This window comes from Dyadobacter sp. 22481, from assembly GCF_052044875.1.
Lineage (GTDB): Bacteria > Bacteroidota > Bacteroidia > Cytophagales > Spirosomataceae > Dyadobacter > Dyadobacter endophyticus.
Genome location: NZ_JBQENV010000004.1, coordinates 498488 through 519938, shown reverse-complemented (window position 1 = coordinate 519938; position 21451 = coordinate 498488). Strand labels below are relative to the sequence as shown.

Here is a 21451-nt window from a genome sequence, read left to right as displayed (position 1 = left end):
GACATTGCTGCCCCTTCGCCTTGCATGTATTAAGCCTGCCGCTAGCGTTCATCCTGAGCCAGGATCAAACTCTCCATTGTAAATTTTGTTGCAGTCTGGTCTCCGAAGAAACCGACCAAATGTTTCTAACGAACCTATCTTCTTGCTCTCTTCATCATGTCAAAGAACTTTGCTCTGAATCTTCTCAGAACTAGTGGTACCGATCGTTTTCGTTACCGTTATTCCCGATTGGGAGTGCAAAAGTGCAGGGTTTATTTTTAACATGCAAGTGCCGATAGCGAAAAATTGTAAATAATCTTTTTCACTTTTCATCAACTGGTTGATAACCAGAAATTACCGATTCGTAATTTTTTCACAAATTTTTGAAGTACTCGATCACATGCATCTTCAAAAGCGCTTCCTGCTTCAAAACATCGCCCGGAGGCAGGGCGCGTTCCAGCTTGTAATGCGGCCAGCCATCCTGATCAATGTATTCAAGACTATAATAGGAAGACATGCTCAGCACGCTACATATACCTATATGCATAAGGTCTTGCTTCTGCTCCTTGGTGAACCGCTTCGCCCCCTGCCCCAATTCCTGCACACCTATCAGGAACAGGACGCCATTTAAATCGCCAGGGCGCTTGCCTAACAGTTCTTCCAGCTGCCCGAGCAGGTGTTCCCATTGTACTTCCAGCGGTTGATCTTCGATATTCATTGTACTCATTTGCTGTGTTCGCGTGCGGGCGGTGCCCTATATATATGATGAAATTCCAAATTGTTGCTATTTAACCAACAATGCACACCTTATGTTCTGATCGCGGAATAATATTTATAGGATCGCTCTGGCTTACAGCTCCAGAGATTCGGAATGCTTTTGACGGTTTTTCCTAACTTTGGCTTTTGCTATATATCATAAGTAATTGGAAAAGCATACAACTTTGAACCACAACGATTATCTCTCGACCTTGAATGAGCCCCAACGGGAGGCTGTGCTGCACGGAAATGGACCTTTGATGATCATTGCGGGTGCGGGTTCGGGAAAAACCAGGGTACTTACCTATCGGATTGCGCGGCTGATCGAGACCGGTGTTGATCCGTTCCGCATATTGTCCCTCACATTTACCAATAAGGCTTCGGGTGAAATGCGCAGCCGGATCGAAGGCGCAGTCGGTACAGAGGCGCGGAACATCTGGATGGGTACCTTCCACTCCGTTTTTGCCAAAATACTCCGCATCGAGGCCCGGTATCTGGGCTACACCAGCGATTTCTCTATATATGATACCGACGATTCGAAATCATTATTAAGAAGTATCATTAAAGAATATAACCTCGACGACAAGGTTTACAAGGCCAATGTGGTTTTCAACCGGATCTCCGGGGCGAAGAACCGGCTTATTTCGGCGGACGACTACATTAATAATGCGGTGATCCAGGCCGACGACGATGCGGCGAAAATGAAGGAGATCGGCAGGCTGTACAAAACATATGTGACGCGCTGCTTCCAGGCCAATGCGATGGATTTCGACGATCTGCTTTTCAATACCAACGTCCTTTTCCGCGATTTTCCCGACGTGTTATATAAGTATCAGCACAAGTTCCAGCACGTGATGGTCGATGAGTTTCAGGATACGAACGTTTCCCAGTACCTCATTACCAGAAAGTTGTCGGCGGTGCACCGCAATATCGTAGTTGTGGGTGACGATGCACAGAGTATTTACGCATTCCGTGGCGCGAACATCGAGAACATTCTCAATTTTGAAAAGGACTTCCCGGATGTGCGGGTGATCAAGCTGGAACAGAACTACCGTTCGACAAGTACGATCGTCAATGCGGCCAATTCGGTGATCGCACGGAACAAGTCGCAGCTCGAAAAGACGACATTTACTTCCAATGAAGAAGGTTCGCTGATCGACGTAATCAAGGCTGGCTCGGATAATGAAGAGGGCCGGTTGATAGCGACTGCGATTTTTGAAGAAAAAATGCAGAAGTCGCTGCGGAATGAAAACTTCGCGATCCTTTATCGTACCAATGCGCAATCCCGCTCATTTGAAGAAGCGCTCCGGAAGCTAGGCATTAAGTACCGCATTGTAGGCGGTCAGTCTTTTTATCAAAGGAAAGAAATCAAGGATTTGCTGGCTTACCTGCGGTTTACAGTGAACCAGCGGGACGAAGAAGCTTTCAAACGGATCATTAATTTACCCAAAAGAGGGATTGGCGACACCACGGTGGCCAAAATTGCTGTAACCGCGTCTGAAAATAATGTGGCGATCTGGGATGTGGTGGCTAATATCAACCAATTTGGTACAGGGCGTACCATCGCCCCTATCGAAGGATTTGGAACGCTGATCAAGAGTTTCAAGATTTTGGTAGAAGAAGGAAAGGACGCCTATGAAATTTCTTCACACATTGCCAAAGCATCCGGAATCCTGCGCGAATTATATGAAGACAAGACGGTGGAAGGCCTTTCGCGCTACGAAAACGTCCAGGAATTGCTGAATGGTATCAAGGAATTTGTTGATAGCGACGAGAGTGAGGACAAAACGCTGAGCGCGTTCCTTCAATCGGTTTCGCTATTGACGAATGCCGATGAACCGGACGATAACAATGATCACGACCGCGTGACGATGATGACCATTCACTCTGCTAAGGGGCTGGAATTCAGGAATGTATTTATTGTAGGGTTGGAAGAAGACCTTTTTCCGAGCCAGATGATGCTGGAAAGCCGGCAAGATTTGGAAGAAGAAAGAAGGCTTTTCTATGTGGCGATCACGCGTGCGGAAAAGAAGTTGTCATTCTCTTATGCCGAAAGCCGCTACCAATGGGGCCGCCTCAAAATGTGCGAACCGAGCCGGTTCCTGCTGGAAGTCGACCAGCGCTTTTTGAATGTGAACAGAATGGTGCAAAGCGCCCTGGAACGTGATACTACGCCTCCTGTGACGACGTTCGCGCGTAATCTGGTACAACGCAAAACCGAAGCCAGACCGGTTGCGACGGCTGCTACGAGCCATGTTCCGTCAACCGATTTCGTGCCGACAGACACATTCGACCTCGCGGAAGGCGACAAGGTGGAGCATTTGAAATTCGGTTTCGGGGTGGTGACCAAAATGGACGTCAATGGTACCGATAGGAAAGCAACCGTCAAGTTTGACCTGGTGGGTGAAAAAACACTGCTCCTCAGTTTCGCCAAGTTGCGTGTGCTGAAATAAATGCGGGACAAATTGATGAAGTTGTTAAAATTCCAAGCTTTTTTGTAATAAATCTTACCCTAAACTTCACTGATCAAAACCATACATTATGTTTATTGAAAACGATATTCAACAAATAAAGGAGAGAGGAAGCGATTTAAGCGTCGTGGAAGAGCAAGTCCGCTATTTTGAAAAGGGCTTTCCGTTTTTGCAATTGTCGAAGGCCGCCACGGTGGGCGACGGCATTATCAGGCTTACGGACGAAGAGATCGCACAGGTTGTCAGTGAGTTCGATAAAAGTGCCGCCGATGGTGAAATTGCACTTTTGAAATTTGTACCGGCTTCGGGCGCGGCTACGCGAATGTTCAAATCGCTTTTCAGCTATTTACAGGAAGATAAGAAGGATAAATCAGTAGACGAGTTCTTCGCAAAACTGAAAGATTTCGCATTTTATGAAGATCTGAATACTTCTCTGGCGGCGGATGGTCATGAAATAGAATCGGCCGACGAAAAGACGATAGCTTCTTATTTCCTGACAGCCAAAGGATTAGGTTACGGAGAGCTGCCCAAAGGACTTTTGAAATTCCACAATTATGCAGAACGCTCGCGTACGCCGTTGGAAGAGCACCTGGTAGAGGGTGCCAAATATGCGAATGCAGGCAGCAATGTGCAGATACATTTTACAGTATCACCGGAGCACCGCGATAAGTTTGAAAAACTGGTAGTGGAAGTGGTTCCAAGCTACCAAACGCAATATGGCGTTCGCTATATCGTCTCTTTCTCCGAGCAAAAGAGCTCGACTGACACCATTGCGGTGAATCTCGATAACACGCCTTTCCGCGAGAAGGACGATTCGTTATTGTTCCGCCCGGCCGGCCACGGCGCATTGCTCGAAAACCTCGGGCAGCTGGATGCAGACATCATTTTTATCAAAAACATCGATAATGTCGTCCCAGACCGAATTAAAGGGGACACGATCACCTACAAAAAGGCACTCGCAGGCATTGTATTGAGATATCAAAAGCGCGTTTTCGCTTACCTCGATAAACTCGCATCAAATTCCGACGCTGCATTGCTGGAAGAACTCGACGGGTTTTTCCGCAATGAGCTTTGTGTGATCCCGCCAGCCGGTTTTGAATCGTGGAGTGACGAAAAGAAGAAAGAATATTTTGTAGGAAAACTGGATCGCCCCTTGCGGGCATGCGGGATGGTGAAAAACCAGGGCGAGCCGGGCGGTGGACCTTTCTGGGCAGAGAATGCCGATGGGTCATCGTCGTTGCAAATCGTGGAATCGGCGCAGGTGGACGTCGACAATGCGGATCAGAATAGCATTTTCAAGAATTCGACCCACTTCAATCCGGTCGATCTGGTATGTGCGGTGAAGAACAAAAAAGGTGAATTATACGACCTGAAAAGATTCCGTGACCCGCTAACTGGTTTTATCACAGGTAAATCCAAAGACGGCAAGGAGCTGAAAGCGCAAGAGTTACCAGGGTTATGGAATGGCTCGATGGCCGACTGGAACACGCTTTTCGTGGAAGTACCGCTGATCACCTTCAATCCTGTGAAGACGGTAAATGACCTGCTCCGCGAGCAGCACCAATAGGTTGAAATACAAACCAAATAAAAAATGGTCGGAAGTAATTCCGACCATTTTTTATTTCAAATGACTTTATCAAATCAAGGTATCGGTAATACTTTGCTTTCTTTGAAAGTTGACAGGATTACCATTGTTTGCGTGCTGGCAACCTCTTCGATCTCGTTGATTTTTTCCAGCATCAGCTTCTGGTAAGTGCTGATATCTTTGGAAATAACCCGTAAAAGAAAATCTCCTGTTCCTGTAATATGGTGGCACTCAATGACTTCCGGTATTGCGTGAATTTTCTCAACAAATGATTCCGTAACAGCCTTGCGGTGCCCTACCAGCGAAATCTGAACAAAAGTGCTTACGCCCAATCCTACCTTTTCAGGTTCCAGCTGCGCGTGGTAGCTTTTAATAATACCCGATTGTTCGAGTTTCTTTACACGTTCCAACGTTGGTGCGGGAGAAAGCCCTATTTCTTTGGATAATTGAGCGTTGGTTATTTTCGCGTTCGTTTGTAAAATCTCCAGTACTTTGCGGTCTATCTGATCTAACTTAATAATGGCCGACATGTCTCTATGACTAAGGTTTATATGACGTGCCCATTTAATGGACGCCGCAAAACTAATTAGTTTCCCGAAGATTCTTGTAATATTATACTGAAATTTTGTCTAAAAGTAGAATTATCGTGGGTAAAATATGATTTTAGTATTGAAATATTAGGCCATACTAAATGTAACCCGTTGTGGCGGTCCGGGTTACACGGCGTAAGTTTCTATTTTTTCGAGGAAATCCTGGTAAGTCCGGGTAATACCCTCTTCAAGGTCGATAGTGTGCTTCCAGCCCAATGCGTGCAGCTTGCTGACATCCATCAGTTTTCGTGGTGTACCGTCTGGTTTATCGGTATTCCATTTGATTTCGCCTTCGAACCCCACCACTTTCCGGATCATCTCAGCCAGGTGTTTGATGGTCACGTCGGAGCCAACGCCGACATTCAGGAAGCCCGCTTCGTTGTAATTTTGCATTAAGAAATAGCAAGCGGCAGCGAGGTCGTCGGCATGCAGAAACTCTCGTAACGGCGATCCCGTACCCCAGAGCTCTACAAACGGCTTTCCCTCCTCTTTTGCCTCGTGAAACTTGCGGATCATCGCCGGGAGAACGTGCGAATTATTCAGGTCATAATTATCATTCGGTCCGTACAAGTTGGTGGGCATGACCGAAATGAAATTGCTGCCATATTGCGAGCGGTAAGCTTCGCACATCTTAATACCTGCGATTTTCGCGATTGCGTAAGGTTCGTTAGTCGGTTCGAGCAGGCCGGTGAGCAGCGAATCTTCCCGCAAGGGCTGCGGGGCAAGTTTGGGATAAATACAGCTCGACCCGAGGAACATTAGTTTCTTAGCGTCGGTACGGTAGGCACTGTCGATGACATTGTTCTGGATCAACAGGTTGTCGTTCAGGAACTCGGCGCGGTAAATATTGTTTGCCATAATGCCGCCGACTTTGGCAGCGGCAAGAAAAATATACTCGGGACGTTCTGCGTCAAAAAAAGCCCGAACTTCCGCCTGATTGCGAAGGTCGAGCTCAGAAGAGGTTCTGGTGACGATATTATTAAATCCCTCACTTTCCAATTTTCTGAGAATAGCAGATCCAACCATTCCCCTGTGCCCGGCAATATAAATTTTAGCGCTTTTTTCCACGGTGTTTTTTTAAATTTGTCTTGGAAATCAATATAGAAAAAACCAATTCGTTACAAAAGTAACAATCTTGCCCTGAAGAAAAATCCTACATACATGCAAAGAGTAGCACTGGCCTGTGGCTTTTTTTCGATCTGTTTATCGGTTTCCGTCTCTGCTCAGAGTGGTCAGAAAGGCGCGTCGACCCCCTCGTGGCTACCCAAAGAGCAGGTGAAAAAGGATACCGCAACGCGTTCCAACGATCTGAAATCATTCGTTTCGGGCCTGGATCCGGTGGTTGGCGCTTCGGTGCCCGGTGGCAAAGGTAAATCGACTAACCTATCCACATTATTCGGAGAAACAATTCCCGACCTTGGCCTTCGCGTAAAAGAGTACAAAAGCCAGAAGAAAGACCGGAAGGCACGGAAGGAAAAGGCACGACTTGCCAAAGTACAATATGAAGGCATTCCAATGCAGAGTATGTCGGTCAAATATGGCAGCGGCGACCGGGCAACGACGGAGAATTTCCACGTTTTGAAAGAATATAAGCCCATCGATCAGTATGCCCGTGCGACCGAAACGCGCTGGTACGATAAGAAATCGAGGAAATTAAGTTCCTCTGTCGTGAAGGACAAAGACCAGTCGTTGCCATTGCACGGCTCGTACAAAAAATATAGCGGAGAAAACCTCATCGAGGAAGGGTTCTATTATATGGGGGTGAAGGACGGCCGTTGGGTGAAGTATGACACCAAATACAACCTCATTGACAAGGCGATTTGGAACCGCGGATTCCCGGCGGAATCGCGTGTTACCTATTATGATTCCGCGCACACCCAAGTGAAGGAAGTAATACCTGTCGCATTTGGCGAAGTGGAGGGCGAATATCTGCAATTTTATAAAGAAGGCCAGCTGGCTGTCGGTGGTAAATACGATTCCGGCAAGAAAGTAGGCCGCTGGGTTGAGTATTACCAGTTCCGTCGTCAGCGCAAGAAAGAAATCCAATACCCGAAAACGGCCTGGGACGACGAATTCGAGCCATTTATTCTACGGGAATGGGATGATAAAGGCAAGCTCCTTTACGATTATACCAAAGATCCCCGAGCCTCCGCTGAAGAGGAGGAAACTGAAAATTAGGCGGTGTATGGTTGAAAATCACGCCTCACCTGCTTAATTAGCACGCATGTTTTCATCTTTACTCCGTTTCGTCAGAGAAAAAAGCTGGCTTGCATGGGTGCTGTGCCTGGTACCCGTTCTGATCTATATTTGGGTATTCAAAGTCATCGCATTGAATGTTAATTATGTAGCGTTTGACGATATCCTTATCCTTGGCATTATCCCCGAATTTTCAAAAGCCGATCTGGCGGGCAAATGGAAGCTCCTGACGACCCTTTTTCCTGAACACCGGCTGGTATTTTCCCGCTCGGTGATTCTGCTGCTCGAAAGCACATTCGGTACGGTCAATTTAGTATGGCCGATGATTATTGCAAACATTTGTTGGGCGCTTTGCGCGGTGGTTTTCTACCGCGCCTACCGGCATTTGCGACTTTCCGTCTGGTATTTTGTGCCGGTAATGTGGTTATGGTTTAATATCCAGTCATTTGAAAATATCTTCTGGGGCGTAAGTTCTCTTTGCAACTTTGGGGTGATCCTTTTTGTGCTTTGCGCGCTGTATTTTGCAGTTTATAAACCCGGAAAACCAGCTATTTCGTTGCTTTTTGCCGTCGCGGCAACATTTACCTACGGCAATGGACTGATGGTATTCCCGGTAATCGGGCTGTTGTTTCTGCTGGGAGGTTATCGGAAGCAGTTCTTCATTACGGTAGCGACAATGCTAGCCGTAGCGATCATCTACTTCATTGATTTTACGCCCATTACCCAAAATCTGGACATCACCAATCCGCAGCAGTTGAAAGAAGGCTTCTTCGGTTTCTTTGGTTTTATCGGCTCATGGGCGACGCTTACGGCTTATAGCACGCCGACGCCGGGGCTGTATGTGGCCGTAGCAATGGGAATGCTAATGATTGCCACGCTGCTCGTTTTATACTGGAAGCAATATATCCCGCTCTGGAATTCGATCTGGTTGAAGGGGCGCTATACCAACCAAACCGCCCTGTTTGCACTTGCAATAGGCATATTTACGGGCATCACCGCGCTCGCGCTCACATACAAGCGCATCCCGACCGATACTTTTGAAGGCATGTTCAAAGGGCGTTACCGGATGTACTCTACGCTTTGGTGTATCGCGCTGTATTTCGGTTTTCTGGCTATTGTCCAAGATGCTGCGCGTCGACGGTTGGCTCCCGGAATACTCCTTGCCACTATTACAATGAACCTTGTTCTCTTGCACGGCAACTTCGCCGAGGCCGTCAACAACAGGCGGGCGGCCATTGCGCAGGAGTTCAATGCCCGTTACAATTCCGACTGGCTTGGTATTCGCATGTTTTCAATGGATCAGCAGCATTACGAAAAGGTCCGCTCCTATTACCGTTCGGACGACCCATTGGCTGAGAGCTGGGATCCGCGGGCTGATTCGGTTTCTTGCGATAGCGTTTATCCGCCGGACAGAATCGGGTTGTTGGGAGACCATATTGTGATAAGCTTTCATCAGGAATTTTTCAAACCGGAAAAGGACTATTCCGACGGCGCTTATGTGATTTTGAAATCGACGGGGCATGTATACGCATCGCAGCCGAACCAGGCGGCTGTACCATTGAAAACGACTTTAAGACGCGGAATGTATTTCAGCAAAGGGCTGAATGCGAGTTTTCATTCCGCCAATGTCGAGCCTGGGACTTATGATATTTACCTTCTGGTTCGCAAAAACGGGCGCAATACCATTTACTGTACCGGCAAAACCTGGGAAGAAAAGAAGTAATCAGTATTTGTTTCGGACGCCCGTCAGAATGCGCTCCACTTCCTTTCGGACATCGGCCGTAGGTTTGGTGAAATTGTTATTCATAAAGCTGAACGCCAGTACTTTCCCTCTTTTTGTAATCAAATAGCCGCTCAAATTGTATACGTTGCTTAAACTGCCAGTTTTCGCAAAAATAAATGGCTGCTCACTCTTGAAAAGGTTTTTCAGGGTCCCGCTTTTCCCTCCTGCCGGCAATATCTTAAACAGCCTTTCCTGCGGCACTTTTGCATAAATTTTTTGTAACAATGCGACGATCGTTCTCGGGGTGAAGAGGTTGTAGCGGCTCAGGCCCGAGCCGTCTTTCCAAATTGGCTTATCAGGTAAATCGGCCAAATGATGCTCTATGGCGTGCGCAATGGCCTTTTCGGAGCTCAACGGAAGTTTGTTGGCCGTAGCATAGAGAAGCACCAGCTGTTCAGCCAGCATATTGTCGCTCACCTGCATCATGCGTGTGTAAAGCGAGTCGGACGGAATACTGTTCACGGTCTGCAAATCAATTTCGAGGGGGATATTGATTAGCTTGATCTCCTTTTTTAGGGTATCGCTCAGCAACTGCAATGTGAGCAGGTCGGTCATGTGAACCGGAATGTCCTTCGTAATACCTTGTGAATCTGCCAGTTTGGGATAATGAAAAACATTCTGTAATTCCTCTCTTTCAATCCCGGAAACTGTGGTATCCTGCACCATCGATTTTTGCCAGAAACGCGGATTAGCCTGGTATTGCCCCGCCGGCGAACCCTTGAAACGCGCAATATTGCCATAAATAGGCATGGCGGTCACTTCCGCCTGGTAGTAATCATTGTAATCGCTCCACGCCCAACCCGGACCGAAACGTTTGTTTTCGAAATGGTAAGGCGTGAAAAATATCTGGTCTTTACGGTTTTTCAGGAAGTCGAAAACCTTGCTGTGTGGCAAATCGGAATGCAATAACGAAGGGTCGCCCGTACCGCGGATGATCAGCAATTCGCCCCATTCGAGGTATTCGAGGCCGGGGATCGAATCGCCAAGAGCGGACAGGCCTGCATAAAAGCTGAATAGTTTGGTATTTGATGCCGGTATGAAGTACTTGTCGCCCTGGTAGGATGCCAGCACTTTCTTTTCATTGATTTTCGCGATGGAAACGCCTGTATGTTGTTGGCTAAGGACCGCCGAACGGTCAATTTCGCGTTTCAGATAATGGGAAGCCGAACAGCCGGATAATGCAATGATACTAATGAAGAAAAGCAGCGTGCGCATGGAAACGGTTTATAATGAACTTTAAACAAAGATAATATTTTCACTGTATTGGCAAACCGCACTGAAAGCTGTCGCCGTGAATTTTGTAATGTACAGTTTCTGAGGGCTAATGGTGACCCTGCGCTGCGCTTCGGATGACCAGGAAGTAGCCTCCGTTGAGTGCCACCAGACTATCGTGCGTCGAATCGAACTGTGGCAAGCACGTCGAATCTCCCAGGACGTAGTGCACGGAATCGATTTGTGTGGTTAGAGATAAACGGTGGTAGCGCTGTAAATTGGCATGAATATCGGCGCGCTGGAATAAATCATGACAAACCCCGATGGTGGATGCTGACGGTACCAGTGTACGTAGCTGTTTTGCATTGGCGGAGTAGATATCAGGCTGGATAGTGGTCAGTTTCTGGAAAGTTGCTCCCCAGCAAGCGAGCGTTGCAATGCTTAATCCAATGATCGTGAGCTGTTTTTTCCATGCCATTAGCAGAGCAAAGCGTTGTACCAGCAGGAAGGCAAAGAATAATGCGACAAATGGCAGCGCGGGTAGCAGATAATGGGGATATTGTTTGATACTCACCAGCATAGGAATGATGCCAGACGCTGCAACAAGCAATGTCAGCACCGTATTTTCGGAGATCATCTTTGACGGGGAGATTTTCCATTTTAAACCGAAGGATAATCCGTGCAGGGCAGCGCACGCGATAAAATGCGGATACAGGCTTCGCAGAAGTTCCGGCACGAGCGTGAGGTGGGCGATCCAACCTGTTCCCGCTTTTTCGCGTTTTTGCAATAATGCTTGCATGACCTGGCCATAAAAATAATTAGTCATGAATTTGCGTGCAGGTGTGTAAGCGAGGATGCCCGCAATGCTTAATATGATGATAACCAGCATGATGATCGTAGGCCTGAATGCATTTGAAAATCTGGCTGAATGCGCTGAAATGGCGTAAATCCCCGAAAAGGCCAGCGGGTAAAGCCCTACGGGACCTTTTGTTAAAAACGCCAGTACAAGGCAAACGCCTGCTAATAGCGGCCACACAACGGTGCTTTTGCGGTCAATTTCCTTCTTTAAATAAATCAATTGAAAATAGCAGGAGGCCAGGCAAAACAACCCCATGGTACTGTCGAGGAAGTTGTTCGGAATGCTGTAATAGACAATTGCGATGCCGTACCAGCACAAAACCGGCAACCAGCCGAACGTGCGAAATTCGCTGCCGGGGCCGACCAATTTTTGCCAGATCTTAGTGATGAGGATGATGTAGCCAATCAGGACCAGCAGATTATAGCCATTCTCAACCGCCGGCGTGTCGCCGAAAACGCTGAAAAGCAATGACTGCAACCCGAATTGCAATGGCGGGTGGCCGGAAAAATAATCGCCATTATCATAAGGCAGCCAGAATGAATGTGCAAAGAACGGCCGCCAGAACGAGCCAATTCCTTGTGCCATGTTGCGGGCAATGGCTGCATAGGTGACGCCATCCATAAACATCGTGTCGTCGATCGAACGCGGCAGAAATGTGATCAGAATGAAGCTAAGGGTAAAAAGCCAGGGCAGCCACCATGGGTGATATTCCCTTTTGCCAAAACTTGAAATCATGATGCGGAGTGAAATTTGACGGTTAAATAACGAGTTTTCTACTTTCGATAACGCCCCTAATGCAATTACTTTGTGAAAATCCGATCACCACACCGAGTTCTGATGACTGATATCCGGTCTGTTCTGAAACAATATTGGGGCTACGACGCTTTCAGGCCGTTCCAGGAAGATGCCATTAAGGCGGTCCTGAATGGAATGGATACGCTGGTACTGCTTCCGACAGGCGGAGGGAAGTCCATCTGTTTCCAGGTGCCCGTAATGGCTTCCGAGGGCGTTTGCATTGTGGTGACACCGCTCATCGCGTTGATGAAGGACCAGGTGGAGCAACTCAAACGCAGGCAAATTCCCGCAGCGGCGATCCACTCCGGGATGAGCAAGACGGAGATCGATATTACGTTGGATAACTGCATTCATGGTAATACGAAGTTTCTCTATGTCTCGCCCGAGCGCCTCCGGACAGACATTATGATCGTGCGCGCCAAGCTGATGAACGTGTGCCTGCTCGCCATCGACGAGGCGCATTGTATCTCGGCCTGGGGTTATGATTTCCGGCCTTCCTACCTGCTTATCGCGGAATTCAGAAAGCTTTTGCCCAAAGTGCCGGTCATGGCGCTCACCGCGACGGCTACCGAGGAAGTAAGGGCGGATATTCTCGACAAGCTCGAAATGCGCAATGCGAGGGTATTCAAACAGTCTTTCGCGCGGGCGAACCTCTCCTATTCGGCATTCGCGGAAGAAAGCAAAGAGCGAAAATTATTACAGATTTTGCGTAATGTGTCGGGAACGGCTATTGTATACGTTCGTACCAGAAAGCGCACAAAAGACCTGGCCGACTGGTTGAACCGACAAGGTATTTCTGCCACGAGCTACCATGCCGGCCTGCTTTTTAAAGACCGCTCCGACCGGCAAACTGCCTGGATCCAGAACCGCGTCCGGACGGTCGTGGCGACGAATGCATTCGGAATGGGAATCGACAAGCCGGATGTGCGCGCGGTGATCCATTTCGACCTCCCGGATAACCTCGAAGCCTATTATCAGGAGGCAGGACGCGCCGGAAGGGATGAGAAGAAGGCCTACGCAGTCGCGCTTTTCAATAAAATCGACCTGGAAGAGCTCACAGACAGTATCGAGCGGAAATATCCGCCCATAGAAATGCTTCGTCGGGTGTACCAGGCTTTGGCCAACTATTACAAAATAGCGGTCGGTGCGGGTGAATTATCGGGATATGATTTTGATATACAGGAATTCGCGGGAATATTCGGCTTGCCGGTCAATGAAACGCATTATGCATTAAAATTGCTTGAAGAAGAGGGTTTTGTTCAGCTGAGCGAGAATTTCAGCGATGCTTCGAAAATCCATTTTCTCGTCGACAACCGACAATTGTACGACTTCCAGATACGCTACCAGGAGCTGGATTCGTTTATCAAACTACTCCTGAGAATGTACGGCGGGGAGCTTTTTACGGAGTATGTACGCATTTCAGAAACAGAACTTGCACAGATCCATTTTGCTACCGTTCCCGAGATTCTGAGGAAGCTGAGATTCCTGGCCGAACGCGATGTTATCGACTACGAGCCCAGAAAAGACAAACCGCAGCTTACATTCCTGACACCGCGCTATGACTCCTCTTTACTGCCACTGAATGTTTTTGAAATACAAAAAAGAAAGGACCGCGACCTTGGAAAGGCCCAGGCGGTAATCCGTTACGCGTCGCATACCCGAATCTGCCGGACCTTGCTTTTGCTTGAATATTTTCATGAATTCGATGCGCAGGAATGTGGTGTATGCGACATATGTATTCAAAACAAAAAGAATGAAACGATCCCGGACGCCGGCCTGGCCCTGCAAATCACCGATTTTTTGACCCGTGAGGGTCCGATGTTGCCTGCGGACCTCAGTCGTGCATTCGAGTACCTGCCAGGCGACGAGTTTCTGAAAACATTACAAGAACTAATCCAGGAGGAATCAATCCATTACAACGAACAAGGAATGTTGACCCCGACTAACAAAACTCAACTTTGAAAACCTCATTACTTACCACAGCACTATTCGTCCTGACGACCCTTCAATGCGTTGTCGCCCAGCAGATTCCCGGTATGCAATTCAGTAACTACGGCGGCTTGTACCGGGCCAGCTACAATCCGTCGGTGCTCGGCGGGCCGCGTCATAAGTTTCAGATTAATGTCCTCACACTCGGCGGAAGTATCAAATACCGCTACTTCCGCTTTATCGGGGAAAATTCGTTTTTATACCCCGTCCTCGCGCCGCATTCCACGAAAGAGCTTTATGGCCGCTCGCGTACCATGGGCTCGCTGACTTACAAAGACCCCATATTTCTGACAGGCGAAATTCGCTGGCCATCGGCTTCTTTTGCCTTGGGGAAGTACCACGGCGTAGCGGTGCAGCTGCGTACGCGTGGGTTTGTGCTCGGACGAAACATTCCCGCCGCGATCGATAATTTGTATATGAAAAGGCTGGATACCGGCAGTACGCCACCACTTGCCAACGAGGCCTGGGGCGATTTCAGTCTTGTACAGCAGAGCTTTTCGGATCTGAGCTTTTCCTACGGAGCGCAATTACTCGATATCGAGGGCCATAAATTCCGTGTTGGCGTTACTGTAAAGCGGGTTTTCGGGGCGCGGGTAGCTTATTTAAAGGGGAATGCCGATCGTTACAGCATTAACCCGGTCAAAGCCAGCGATCCGGAAATCAGTCAGCTGGAAATCGATAACCTTACCTATGAAAGCGGTTATAGCACGCCGAATCGCAAAATGGGTCTTGGTAATTTATTCGATTCCGGTAAGTATGGTTCGGGTTGGGGTTATGACCTGGGCTTTTCTTACGAAATCGGCTCGGTTTGGAAAGGCCGCAAGGAAGTTTACAACGACAGTCCTGACTACCTGTTGCGTCTGGCGGGTTCATTGACCGACGTTGGTTCTGTCAAATACAATACATCGGATTCGAGGGTGGTGCGCGGAACGCATCATGACGTGGTGGTAGGTCAAAAAGAGCTTGAAACGATCAGCGACCGCGGGCCGGAGGGATTTATGAGTCTATTCCCCGGTGATTCCAGCGCTGCATTTGCCCAAAAAGCGAAATTACCTCAGGCTCTCAACCTGGAAGCTGACTTGCAGGTTTTCCACGGATTTTTTCTGAATCTTTCGCATACCAGCCGTTTGAAAAGCAGTGGTACTAACTCATTAGATATGTATGTGCCTAATACTTTTATCATTACGCCGCGCTTTGAGGATGAGGATTCGGGCCTATCGTTCCCGATCTCGTTCATTCAGGGAAATAACCGGCCGTCGATCGGCCTTGCAGGGCATTTTGGTCCGGTATTCCTCGGTTTCAGCAATGTAAACGGTCTCATGAAAAGCGGTGGCGCACGTGGAAGCATGATGTACATCGGTTTCACGGCGTGGAAAGCATCTCGAAAAAAAGACAAGGATTGATATGAAAACATCGTCTGCCCTACTCCTTTTTGCAGTTTTCTTCCCATTGATGCTGCAAGGGCAGCACGATCAACACGCCAATCAAGCCGTGGTGGGTGATGTGGAGCCACAGCCTTTGCTGGCGCAGGCCATGCGTTTGCAGGAAGCGCTTTCTTTTTCGGGCAATGCATTGCAGGCGGCCGACGCTGTGAAGCTGAAAGCGCTGGAACGCGGGCCACTGTCGAAGGAAACGGCTGTGCAAATTCAGTCGATTCTCGACCCTTATTGCCTGAATGTGGTGCATATCAACCCGGAAGGGAGGGTAAAAGTGGACCGTGGGGCGGCAAAAGCAGTACTGGTCCAGGGTGGTTGGACGGCGTTTCTGGTTAAAATCCACAATGAGGCAGGTATCACCGCCAAATTTGAAGCGACAAGCCCAAATGCGTTAAAACCCTATCACTCTCCTTCCTTCGAACACCGGGTCAAAAAAGAGCACGAGCTTACCGAAGGGCAGGTTGCAAACCGGTTTCTGGATATTCAGATTTATGCAGGAAGGCCATTACAGGCGAACTTGTCGGGTCTGAAACTCGAATATGCGGTGGTTCAGGTCTATTGCAAAGATGCGGGCAAGCGGGAAGCTGAGATCGCTTACAACGTTGGTCAGGGCTCGCAGGATATTGGTTTCAGGAATTCCACTTCTATTTTATTTGATGTAAAACCTGCGGTTAAGGTCAATTTTGACGTAAGAGACGACGATGGGACCGCCACTATGGCGTCTTTCCTCATTACCGACGGCCAGGAGCACGCTTCCGGCAAATTCAAAGGCATTTACCCGTTGCCATCGCGCCGCGTCGCGGCATTCGACGAATACCCCGATTTCTTTTTCCAGCCACAGATCTACCGCAAAAGCGGCGAACATGTGACATTGCCGCCGGGCAAATATAAGATCACTTACACCCGCGGACCCGAATACATTCCGCAAACGAAAGAAATCACTGTTCCCGAAGGAAAAGAATCGATAAACATCTCATTCCAGCTGAAAAGGTGGATACAACTTGCAAAGCTCGGCTGGTTCAGTGCCGATCACCACATTCACGCGGCGGGTTGCAGCCATTATGATAGTCCTACCGAAGGCGTTGATCCGAAAGAGATGTTCAGGCAGGTCCTGGGTGAGGATTTGAATATGGCGGCCAATTTGGCCTGGGGACCGAGCTGGTACCACCAGAAAACATTTTTTACCGCAAAAGATCACCCACTGTCAGGTAAGAAAACGGTCATGCGCAATGATGTCGAGGTTTCGGGCTTTCCGTCGTCGCATGCGGGGCACATTGTTTTGTTGAGGATTAAGGAAGACGATTACCCTGGTACCACCACCATTGAACAATGGCCCAGCTGGACGGCTCCCGTGCTTTCCTGGGCCAAATCTCAGGGCGGTGTGGTGGGTTATGCACATTCTGGCTGGGGTTTGGAGCCAATGGAGGCTACGAATAAGCTACCGAATTACATTACCCCGAAAATGGACGGTATCGGAGCCAACGAGTATGTGGTAACAGTCACCGACGGCCTGGTCGATTTTTTCAGCGCTGGCGACACGCCCGCGCCCTGGGAGCTCAATATGTATTACCACACGCTCAATTGCGGTTTCAAGACGAGGCTAAGCGGCGAAACGGACTTCCCTTGCATTACCGACGCGCGCGTGGGCCAGGCGCGGAGCTATTTTAAACCCCAGAACGCCATGGATTATGATGGCTACGTGGACGCTATCCGGCTCGGCCGAAGCTATGTATCCGACGGGAAATCGCACATTATGGATTTCAAGGTAAACGGTGTGGAGGCAGGAACGGGCGAAAGTGAAGTTGTTCTGAAATCAGCGGGTGATGTAAAAGTGACGGCAAAACTGGCCGCTTACCTGCCGGAAAAGCAGGATAGTGTCGGCGGGAAAATTGCAAAAGCACCTATTACTGACAAGCCTTATTGGGATATCGAACGGTCAAGGGTCAAACAATCCCGGACGGTGCGTGCGGAGCTGATTTTCAACGGCGTGCCGGTGGATACCGTAACGATACAGGCAGACGGGAAGTTGAATGACATAGATTTTTCAACCAAAATTACCAGATCGGGCTGGCTGGCGGTACGCATTTATCCCAGTTCGCATTCGAACCCGGTATTTGTAAAAATCAATAATCGGCCGATCGCCGAAAAGCAAAGTGCAGAATGGTGCCTTGCGGCTTTGGAACAATGCTGGAAAATGAAAGGGCCGAATATCCGTGCCGAGGAACGAAACGCGGCCGCTGCGGCTTATGAAAAAGCGCGGAAAGTATATCGTGAGCTGATAGCCGCGGCAGGTAGGTAGGCTTATTCAGGTGTGGTTTCGGCCTTTTTGGCGCGGAAGAGCCCTCCCATCCGGCTGAACATCCGTTTTTCAAACTCCCAGAAGAATGTGAATTTGCCCCAAATCCAACCCCAGGCAAGCAAAATAACCTGGTATAACGGCAGGATGATGAGGATATTGACGCCCCACCGGAGCCAGGCAGGTGAGTCGCCGGTCAGGCCGATTAATTCGAAAAGCCATCGTTTGACATAAAGGACCGAAAAACCGGTACAGGCAAAAACGACCAGAATAATGAGTACATCCCACCCATTCCGGACGTTCCAGCGCTGTTTCAGTTTTTCGATCATCGGATGTTATTCGTGGAAGAAATCCAGGTGTTCGGGTTTGATCACCTCTTTATCCAAAGTTAAGAATTCTTCCCAAAAAGGATCGTTCGGAACACCGGCCCGGCAGATAACCGGCTCTTTTTTAACCGGATGCTCGAAATACAGTCGGCGTGCGTGCAAATTGATGCTGCCATCCGGATTGCCTTTGGGGTAACCATATTTGACATCCCCGCGGATGGGGCAGTTCATCGATGCCAGCTGAACGCGGATTTGGTGCGGCCTGCCGGTTACGGGCATCACTTCCAGCAAATGAAACTTGTTGATCTCTCCTATCCAGCGGTATGAAAGCTCGGCACGTTGCGATCCCGGAACCTCCTCGTCGTGGGCGGTGGTCACGTTGCGGGCTTCATTTTTGGTAAGCCAATGCACGAGTTTTCCTTTCTTTTCGGCAGGTTTGTTTTTTACAACTGCCCAATAAGTTTTCTGTACGTCGCGCTTGCGGAAGATCTCGTTCATGCGTTCGAGCGCCTTCGACGTGCGCGCAAATACGACGAGCCCGCTCACGGGGCGGTCGAGACGGTGTACGGTGCCAAGGAAGACGGCACCGGGCTTGTTATATGCCTCTTTCACATAGTCCTTGACCATATCGAGCAGGCAAGTATCGCCGGTAACATCGGCCTGGACCAGGATGCCCGGTTCCTTATTGACGACGATCAGGTGATTATCTTCGTAAACAACCCGAAAAGGTTTTTTAGCCATACTATTAGTTTAATACTTTTTAAAAGGTCAGTATGATTCCGATTCGTTCGGGAATGATCTTCCTTTTACATCTGAAATATAATTGGTAATAGCGCTTGTCATGACGCCATTTAAATCGGCATAATGGCGCAAGAAGCGCGGTTTGAATTCCTTGTTAATGCCCAGTAAGTCGTGGATTACGAGCACCTGGCCATCTGCGTGAGGCCCGGCACCGATCCCGATTGTCGGGATTTGAATGCTTTCGGAAACCTGTTTCGTCAGCTTTGAAGGGATTTTTTCGAGTACTACTGAGAAGCAACCCACTTCTTCCAGTATTTTCGCGTCTTCGAGCAATTTCTGCGCCTCTGCTTCCTGTTTCGCACGGACAGTGTAAGTACCGAATTTGTAAATAGACTGCGGCGTAAGTCCCAAATGGCCCATTACAGGGACGCCTGCGCTCAAAATCCGCGTAATGGAGTCCTTTATTTCAAGCCCTCCTTCGAGCTTCACAGCATGCGCACCTGATTCTTTCATGATCCGGATCGCGGAGTTCAATGCCTCGCGGGAATTGCCCTGGTAGGAGCCGAACGGCAAATCCACGACAACCAGCGCCCGTTTCACCGCCCGCACCACCGAGGATGCGTGGTAGATCATCTGGTCAATCGTGATTGGCAGGGTCGTTTCGTGCCCGGCCATTACATTGGATGCTGAATCTCCCACCAGGATCAGCTCGACACCGGCAGCATCCACGATTCCCGCCATCGAATAGTCGTAGGCGGTAAGGCAGGTTATTTTTTCGCCACGGTTTTTCATTTCCTGAATCACGTGGGTTGTAATGCGCTTAATATCAGCAGTATGTACAGACATGGTGGTTATCGGTAATGGTAATCGAAATTCGTCAATTTGACCGGTTTGGTCGAGTATTGTCAAGTGTGGTCAGGTATTGCCAGGGGTCGTCATGTTTTGTCGCGCTTTGCTGGTAGGAGAACTTATGGGTATAATGCAAAACCCGCTGACTATAAATGACTATTTCTGACATTCCTGGTTTCTCTCCCCAGCGTTACCGGTGTATCAGCCAGTTTTCGGGGTTTAGCCTGGACGTATTTTTCCAGACCTGGAATTGCAGTTCGGAGGTGCCGTCGCTGTCGGTGGCAACCCGGCCGATATTTTCGCGTGCTTTAACCTTTTGCCCTGCGCGCACCGCCACGCCGGTCATTTTTGCGTAAATCGTCATATAATTACCGTGCTGGATCGCCACCACACTGCCCATTCCGGGCAATTCGGTCACGTCGAGCACCGTACCGTCATACACCGACCGAACCGGCTCCCCGGCGGTCGTCTGAATGTCAATCCCCAGGTTATCCACCATCACACCTTTCAAAACGGCGTGCGGACGCTGCCCGAAATGGCTGGAAACAAAGCCTTTTACAGGCCATGGGAGGCGGTTTTGCGATGCTGTGAACGATGAGGCCAATGTGGTCTCCTCCTCACTCATACCACTTGATACCGCCGGCTCTTCCTCTACTTCTTTCGGGGCTTCAACCGCAGCCTCTCCTTTTTTCTCACGCTCGGCATTTTCCCGTGCGAGTCGCTCGCGTTCGGCTTTCCGACGCGCTTCCCGTTCTTCACGCTCACGACGTTCCCTTTCGAGGCGTTCGCGGCGCTCGCGCTCGGCAATGCGGCGGATACTTGATTCCAAAAGATCGGTAGCGCGCTTGTTTTCAGCTATTTGCTGCCTCAATTCAACTTCCTTTTGAGAAAGCTCCTTAATGACCTCGTTCTGCTTTACTTTCAGGCCTTCCAGCTTGGTATTCTCTGAAAGGCGTGTGTCGAGAACGGTTTTTTGCTGATTCTTTTTGGAAGTAATCCGCTGGCGTTCAGCAACTACCTGCTTTTGTAAAACATCGATCTCCTTGGCTCTTCCCTGCCGCGCCTCGGTATATTGTTTCAAATATTTGTAGCGAAGCACAAACTGGTTGAATGTACCCGCCGAAAAAAGGAAAACAAGCTGATTGAAATAGGCGTTCCGCTTGGAAGCCTCGTAAATCATGTGGCCGTACTCTTCTTTCAATACGGCAAGACTGCTATCCAGCGCCTGGCGACGCTTTTCGAGCACTTTCAATTCACGATCCAGGATTTCGAGGTCGTCGGAAAGAAGGTCTATTTGCCTTTTATAGGTATTGATCTGCTGATTCAGTGCTTTCAGCTGGCCGAGGTTGACGTTCTTTTGGGAAGAAGTCTGCTTGAGAATGTTCTGGATCTCTTTGATCTTTCCCTGGTTCTCAGCCTTTTCACGTTCCAGCTGCTCGCGGGTCTTCTGCGCAAATGCACCTGCGCATGCGCAGAGCACGAAAGTAAGCACTAACCAAAAACGACGGCTACCAGGGGTACGAAAGGGCATAATATTGATTCTTGCGGCCAAAAATACATCTCACGGCGGGCAAAGTTAAGCAGACTT

15 protein-coding genes, 1 rRNA gene and 1 pseudogene are annotated in these 21451 nt (G+C 49.0%); 7 read left to right on the top strand and 10 right to left on the bottom strand.

Annotation, left to right across the window (positions count from 1 at the left end; genetic code table 11):
* Positions 1-80, bottom strand: a 16S ribosomal RNA gene (locus ACTJJJ_RS28265); the annotation flags it as partial.
* Between the two features lie 272 nt (positions 81-352).
* The gene (locus ACTJJJ_RS28260; protein WP_188938803.1) at positions 353-697 is read right to left on the bottom strand and encodes a hypothetical protein; all 345 of its coding nucleotides are present in this window, start codon (positions 695-697) and stop codon (positions 353-355) included.
* A 205-nt stretch (positions 698-902) separates the two neighbouring features.
* Here ACTJJJ_RS28260 and ACTJJJ_RS28255 point away from each other — a divergent pair, with 205 nt between their 5' ends.
* Positions 903-3188, top strand: a complete 2286-nt coding sequence (locus tag ACTJJJ_RS28255) for an ATP-dependent helicase (protein ID WP_229223326.1) — start codon at positions 903-905, stop codon at positions 3186-3188.
* An 88-nt stretch (positions 3189-3276) separates the two neighbouring features.
* Positions 3277-4773 carry a DUF4301 family protein gene (locus tag ACTJJJ_RS28250; protein ID WP_188938802.1) on the top strand — a complete coding sequence of 499 codons (1497 nt, stop codon included), beginning with the start codon at positions 3277-3279 and terminating at the stop codon, positions 4771-4773.
* Between the two features lie 74 nt (positions 4774-4847).
* Here the strand turns inward: ACTJJJ_RS28250 and ACTJJJ_RS28245 are convergent, their stop codons facing one another.
* Both ACTJJJ_RS28245 and fcl read right to left on the bottom strand, forming a co-directional pair.
* Entirely contained in the window at positions 4848-5321 is a 474-nt protein-coding gene (locus ACTJJJ_RS28245; protein ID WP_015813234.1) for an Lrp/AsnC family transcriptional regulator, read from the bottom strand.
* Positions 5322-5507: 186 nt separating this feature from the next.
* A complete protein-coding gene (gene fcl, locus ACTJJJ_RS28240) occupies positions 5508-6449 on the bottom strand; it encodes a GDP-L-fucose synthase (protein ID WP_188938801.1) in 942 nt (313 codons plus the stop codon).
* A gap of 93 nt (positions 6450-6542) precedes the next feature.
* Between fcl and ACTJJJ_RS28235 the strand changes: the two genes are divergently transcribed.
* Positions 6543-7559, top strand: coding sequence for a toxin-antitoxin system YwqK family antitoxin (locus ACTJJJ_RS28235; RefSeq protein ID WP_440703707.1), 1017 nt, complete (start codon positions 6543-6545; stop codon positions 7557-7559).
* Between the two features lie 46 nt (positions 7560-7605).
* Positions 7606-9300: a hypothetical protein gene (locus ACTJJJ_RS28230; protein ID WP_440703706.1), complete on the top strand. Its 1695-nt coding sequence runs from the start codon at positions 7606-7608 to the stop codon at positions 9298-9300.
* On the opposite strand, the gene dacB is transcribed toward ACTJJJ_RS28230, so the two are convergent.
* On the bottom strand, positions 9301-10575 hold the full coding sequence (gene dacB / locus ACTJJJ_RS28225) for a D-alanyl-D-alanine carboxypeptidase/D-alanyl-D-alanine endopeptidase (protein WP_440703705.1): 1275 nt from the start codon (positions 10573-10575) through the stop codon (positions 9301-9303).
* A 106-nt stretch (positions 10576-10681) separates the two neighbouring features.
* Positions 10682-12166 (bottom strand): ArnT family glycosyltransferase, encoded by a 1485-nt coding sequence (locus ACTJJJ_RS28220; protein ID WP_440703704.1) that lies wholly within the window; start codon positions 12164-12166, stop codon positions 10682-10684.
* A 102-nt stretch (positions 12167-12268) separates the two neighbouring features.
* On the opposite strand from ACTJJJ_RS28220, the gene ACTJJJ_RS28215 reads away from it, so the two are divergent.
* The 3 genes and pseudogenes from ACTJJJ_RS28215 to ACTJJJ_RS28205 all read left to right on the top strand — a co-directional run.
* Entirely contained in the window at positions 12269-14188 is a 1920-nt protein-coding gene (locus ACTJJJ_RS28215) for a RecQ family ATP-dependent DNA helicase (RefSeq protein ID WP_440703703.1), read from the top strand.
* The gene (locus tag ACTJJJ_RS28210) at positions 14185-15618 is read left to right on the top strand and encodes a DUF5723 family protein (protein WP_426292415.1); all 1434 of its coding nucleotides are present in this window, start codon (positions 14185-14187) and stop codon (positions 15616-15618) included. The genes ACTJJJ_RS28215 and ACTJJJ_RS28210 overlap by 4 nt, the downstream gene beginning before the upstream one ends.
* Position 15619: 1 nt before the next feature.
* Positions 15620-17713, top strand: a pseudogene (locus ACTJJJ_RS28205) (CehA/McbA family metallohydrolase); the annotation flags it as partial.
* 239 nt (positions 17714-17952) lie between these two features.
* Here the strand turns inward: ACTJJJ_RS28205 and ACTJJJ_RS28200 are convergent.
* The 4 genes from ACTJJJ_RS28200 to ACTJJJ_RS28185 form a co-directional block, all read right to left on the bottom strand.
* Positions 17953-18276: a DUF6787 family protein gene (locus tag ACTJJJ_RS28200; RefSeq protein ID WP_440703702.1), complete on the bottom strand. Its 324-nt coding sequence runs from the start codon at positions 18274-18276 to the stop codon at positions 17953-17955.
* A gap of 6 nt (positions 18277-18282) precedes the next feature.
* Complete coding sequence (locus tag ACTJJJ_RS28195; RefSeq protein WP_188938793.1) at positions 18283-19014, bottom strand: RluA family pseudouridine synthase; 732 nt, start codon at positions 19012-19014, stop codon at positions 18283-18285.
* A 27-nt stretch (positions 19015-19041) separates the two neighbouring features.
* Positions 19042-19860, bottom strand: a complete 819-nt coding sequence (gene panB / locus ACTJJJ_RS28190) for a 3-methyl-2-oxobutanoate hydroxymethyltransferase (RefSeq protein WP_188938792.1) — start codon at positions 19858-19860, stop codon at positions 19042-19044.
* A gap of 193 nt (positions 19861-20053) precedes the next feature.
* Complete coding sequence (locus ACTJJJ_RS28185) at positions 20054-21394, bottom strand: murein hydrolase activator EnvC family protein (RefSeq protein ID WP_188938791.1); 1341 nt, start codon at positions 21392-21394, stop codon at positions 20054-20056.
* Between the last annotated feature and the right edge of the window lie 57 nt (positions 21395-21451).

Bases quoted from the DNA above. Each gene is read 5' to 3' on its own strand.
- ACTJJJ_RS28235 (WP_440703707.1), top strand. From the start codon at position 6,543: ATGCAAAGAGTAGCACTGGCCTGTGGCTTTTTTTCGATCTGTTTATCG.
- ACTJJJ_RS28195 (WP_188938793.1), bottom strand. From the start codon at position 19,014: ATGGCTAAAAAACCTTTTCGGGTTGTTTACGAAGATAATCACCTGATC.
- ACTJJJ_RS28220 (WP_440703704.1), bottom strand. From the start codon at position 12,166: ATGATTTCAAGTTTTGGCAAAAGGGAATATCACCCATGGTGGCTGCCC.
- ACTJJJ_RS28260 (WP_188938803.1), bottom strand. From the start codon at position 697: ATGAATATCGAAGATCAACCGCTGGAAGTACAATGGGAACACCTGCTC.
- ACTJJJ_RS28245 (WP_015813234.1), bottom strand. From the start codon at position 5,321: ATGTCGGCCATTATTAAGTTAGATCAGATAGACCGCAAAGTACTGGAG.
- dacB (WP_440703705.1), bottom strand. From the start codon at position 10,575: ATGCGCACGCTGCTTTTCTTCATTAGTATCATTGCATTATCCGGCTGT.
- panB (WP_188938792.1), bottom strand. From the start codon at position 19,860: ATGTCTGTACATACTGCTGATATTAAGCGCATTACAACCCACGTGATT.
- ACTJJJ_RS28185 (WP_188938791.1), bottom strand. From the start codon at position 21,394: ATGCCCTTTCGTACCCCTGGTAGCCGTCGTTTTTGGTTAGTGCTTACT.
- ACTJJJ_RS28250 (WP_188938802.1), top strand. From the start codon at position 3,277: ATGTTTATTGAAAACGATATTCAACAAATAAAGGAGAGAGGAAGCGAT.
- ACTJJJ_RS28200 (WP_440703702.1), bottom strand. From the start codon at position 18,276: ATGATCGAAAAACTGAAACAGCGCTGGAACGTCCGGAATGGGTGGGAT.
- ACTJJJ_RS28230 (WP_440703706.1), top strand. From the start codon at position 7,606: ATGTTTTCATCTTTACTCCGTTTCGTCAGAGAAAAAAGCTGGCTTGCA.
- ACTJJJ_RS28215 (WP_440703703.1), top strand. From the start codon at position 12,269: ATGACTGATATCCGGTCTGTTCTGAAACAATATTGGGGCTACGACGCT.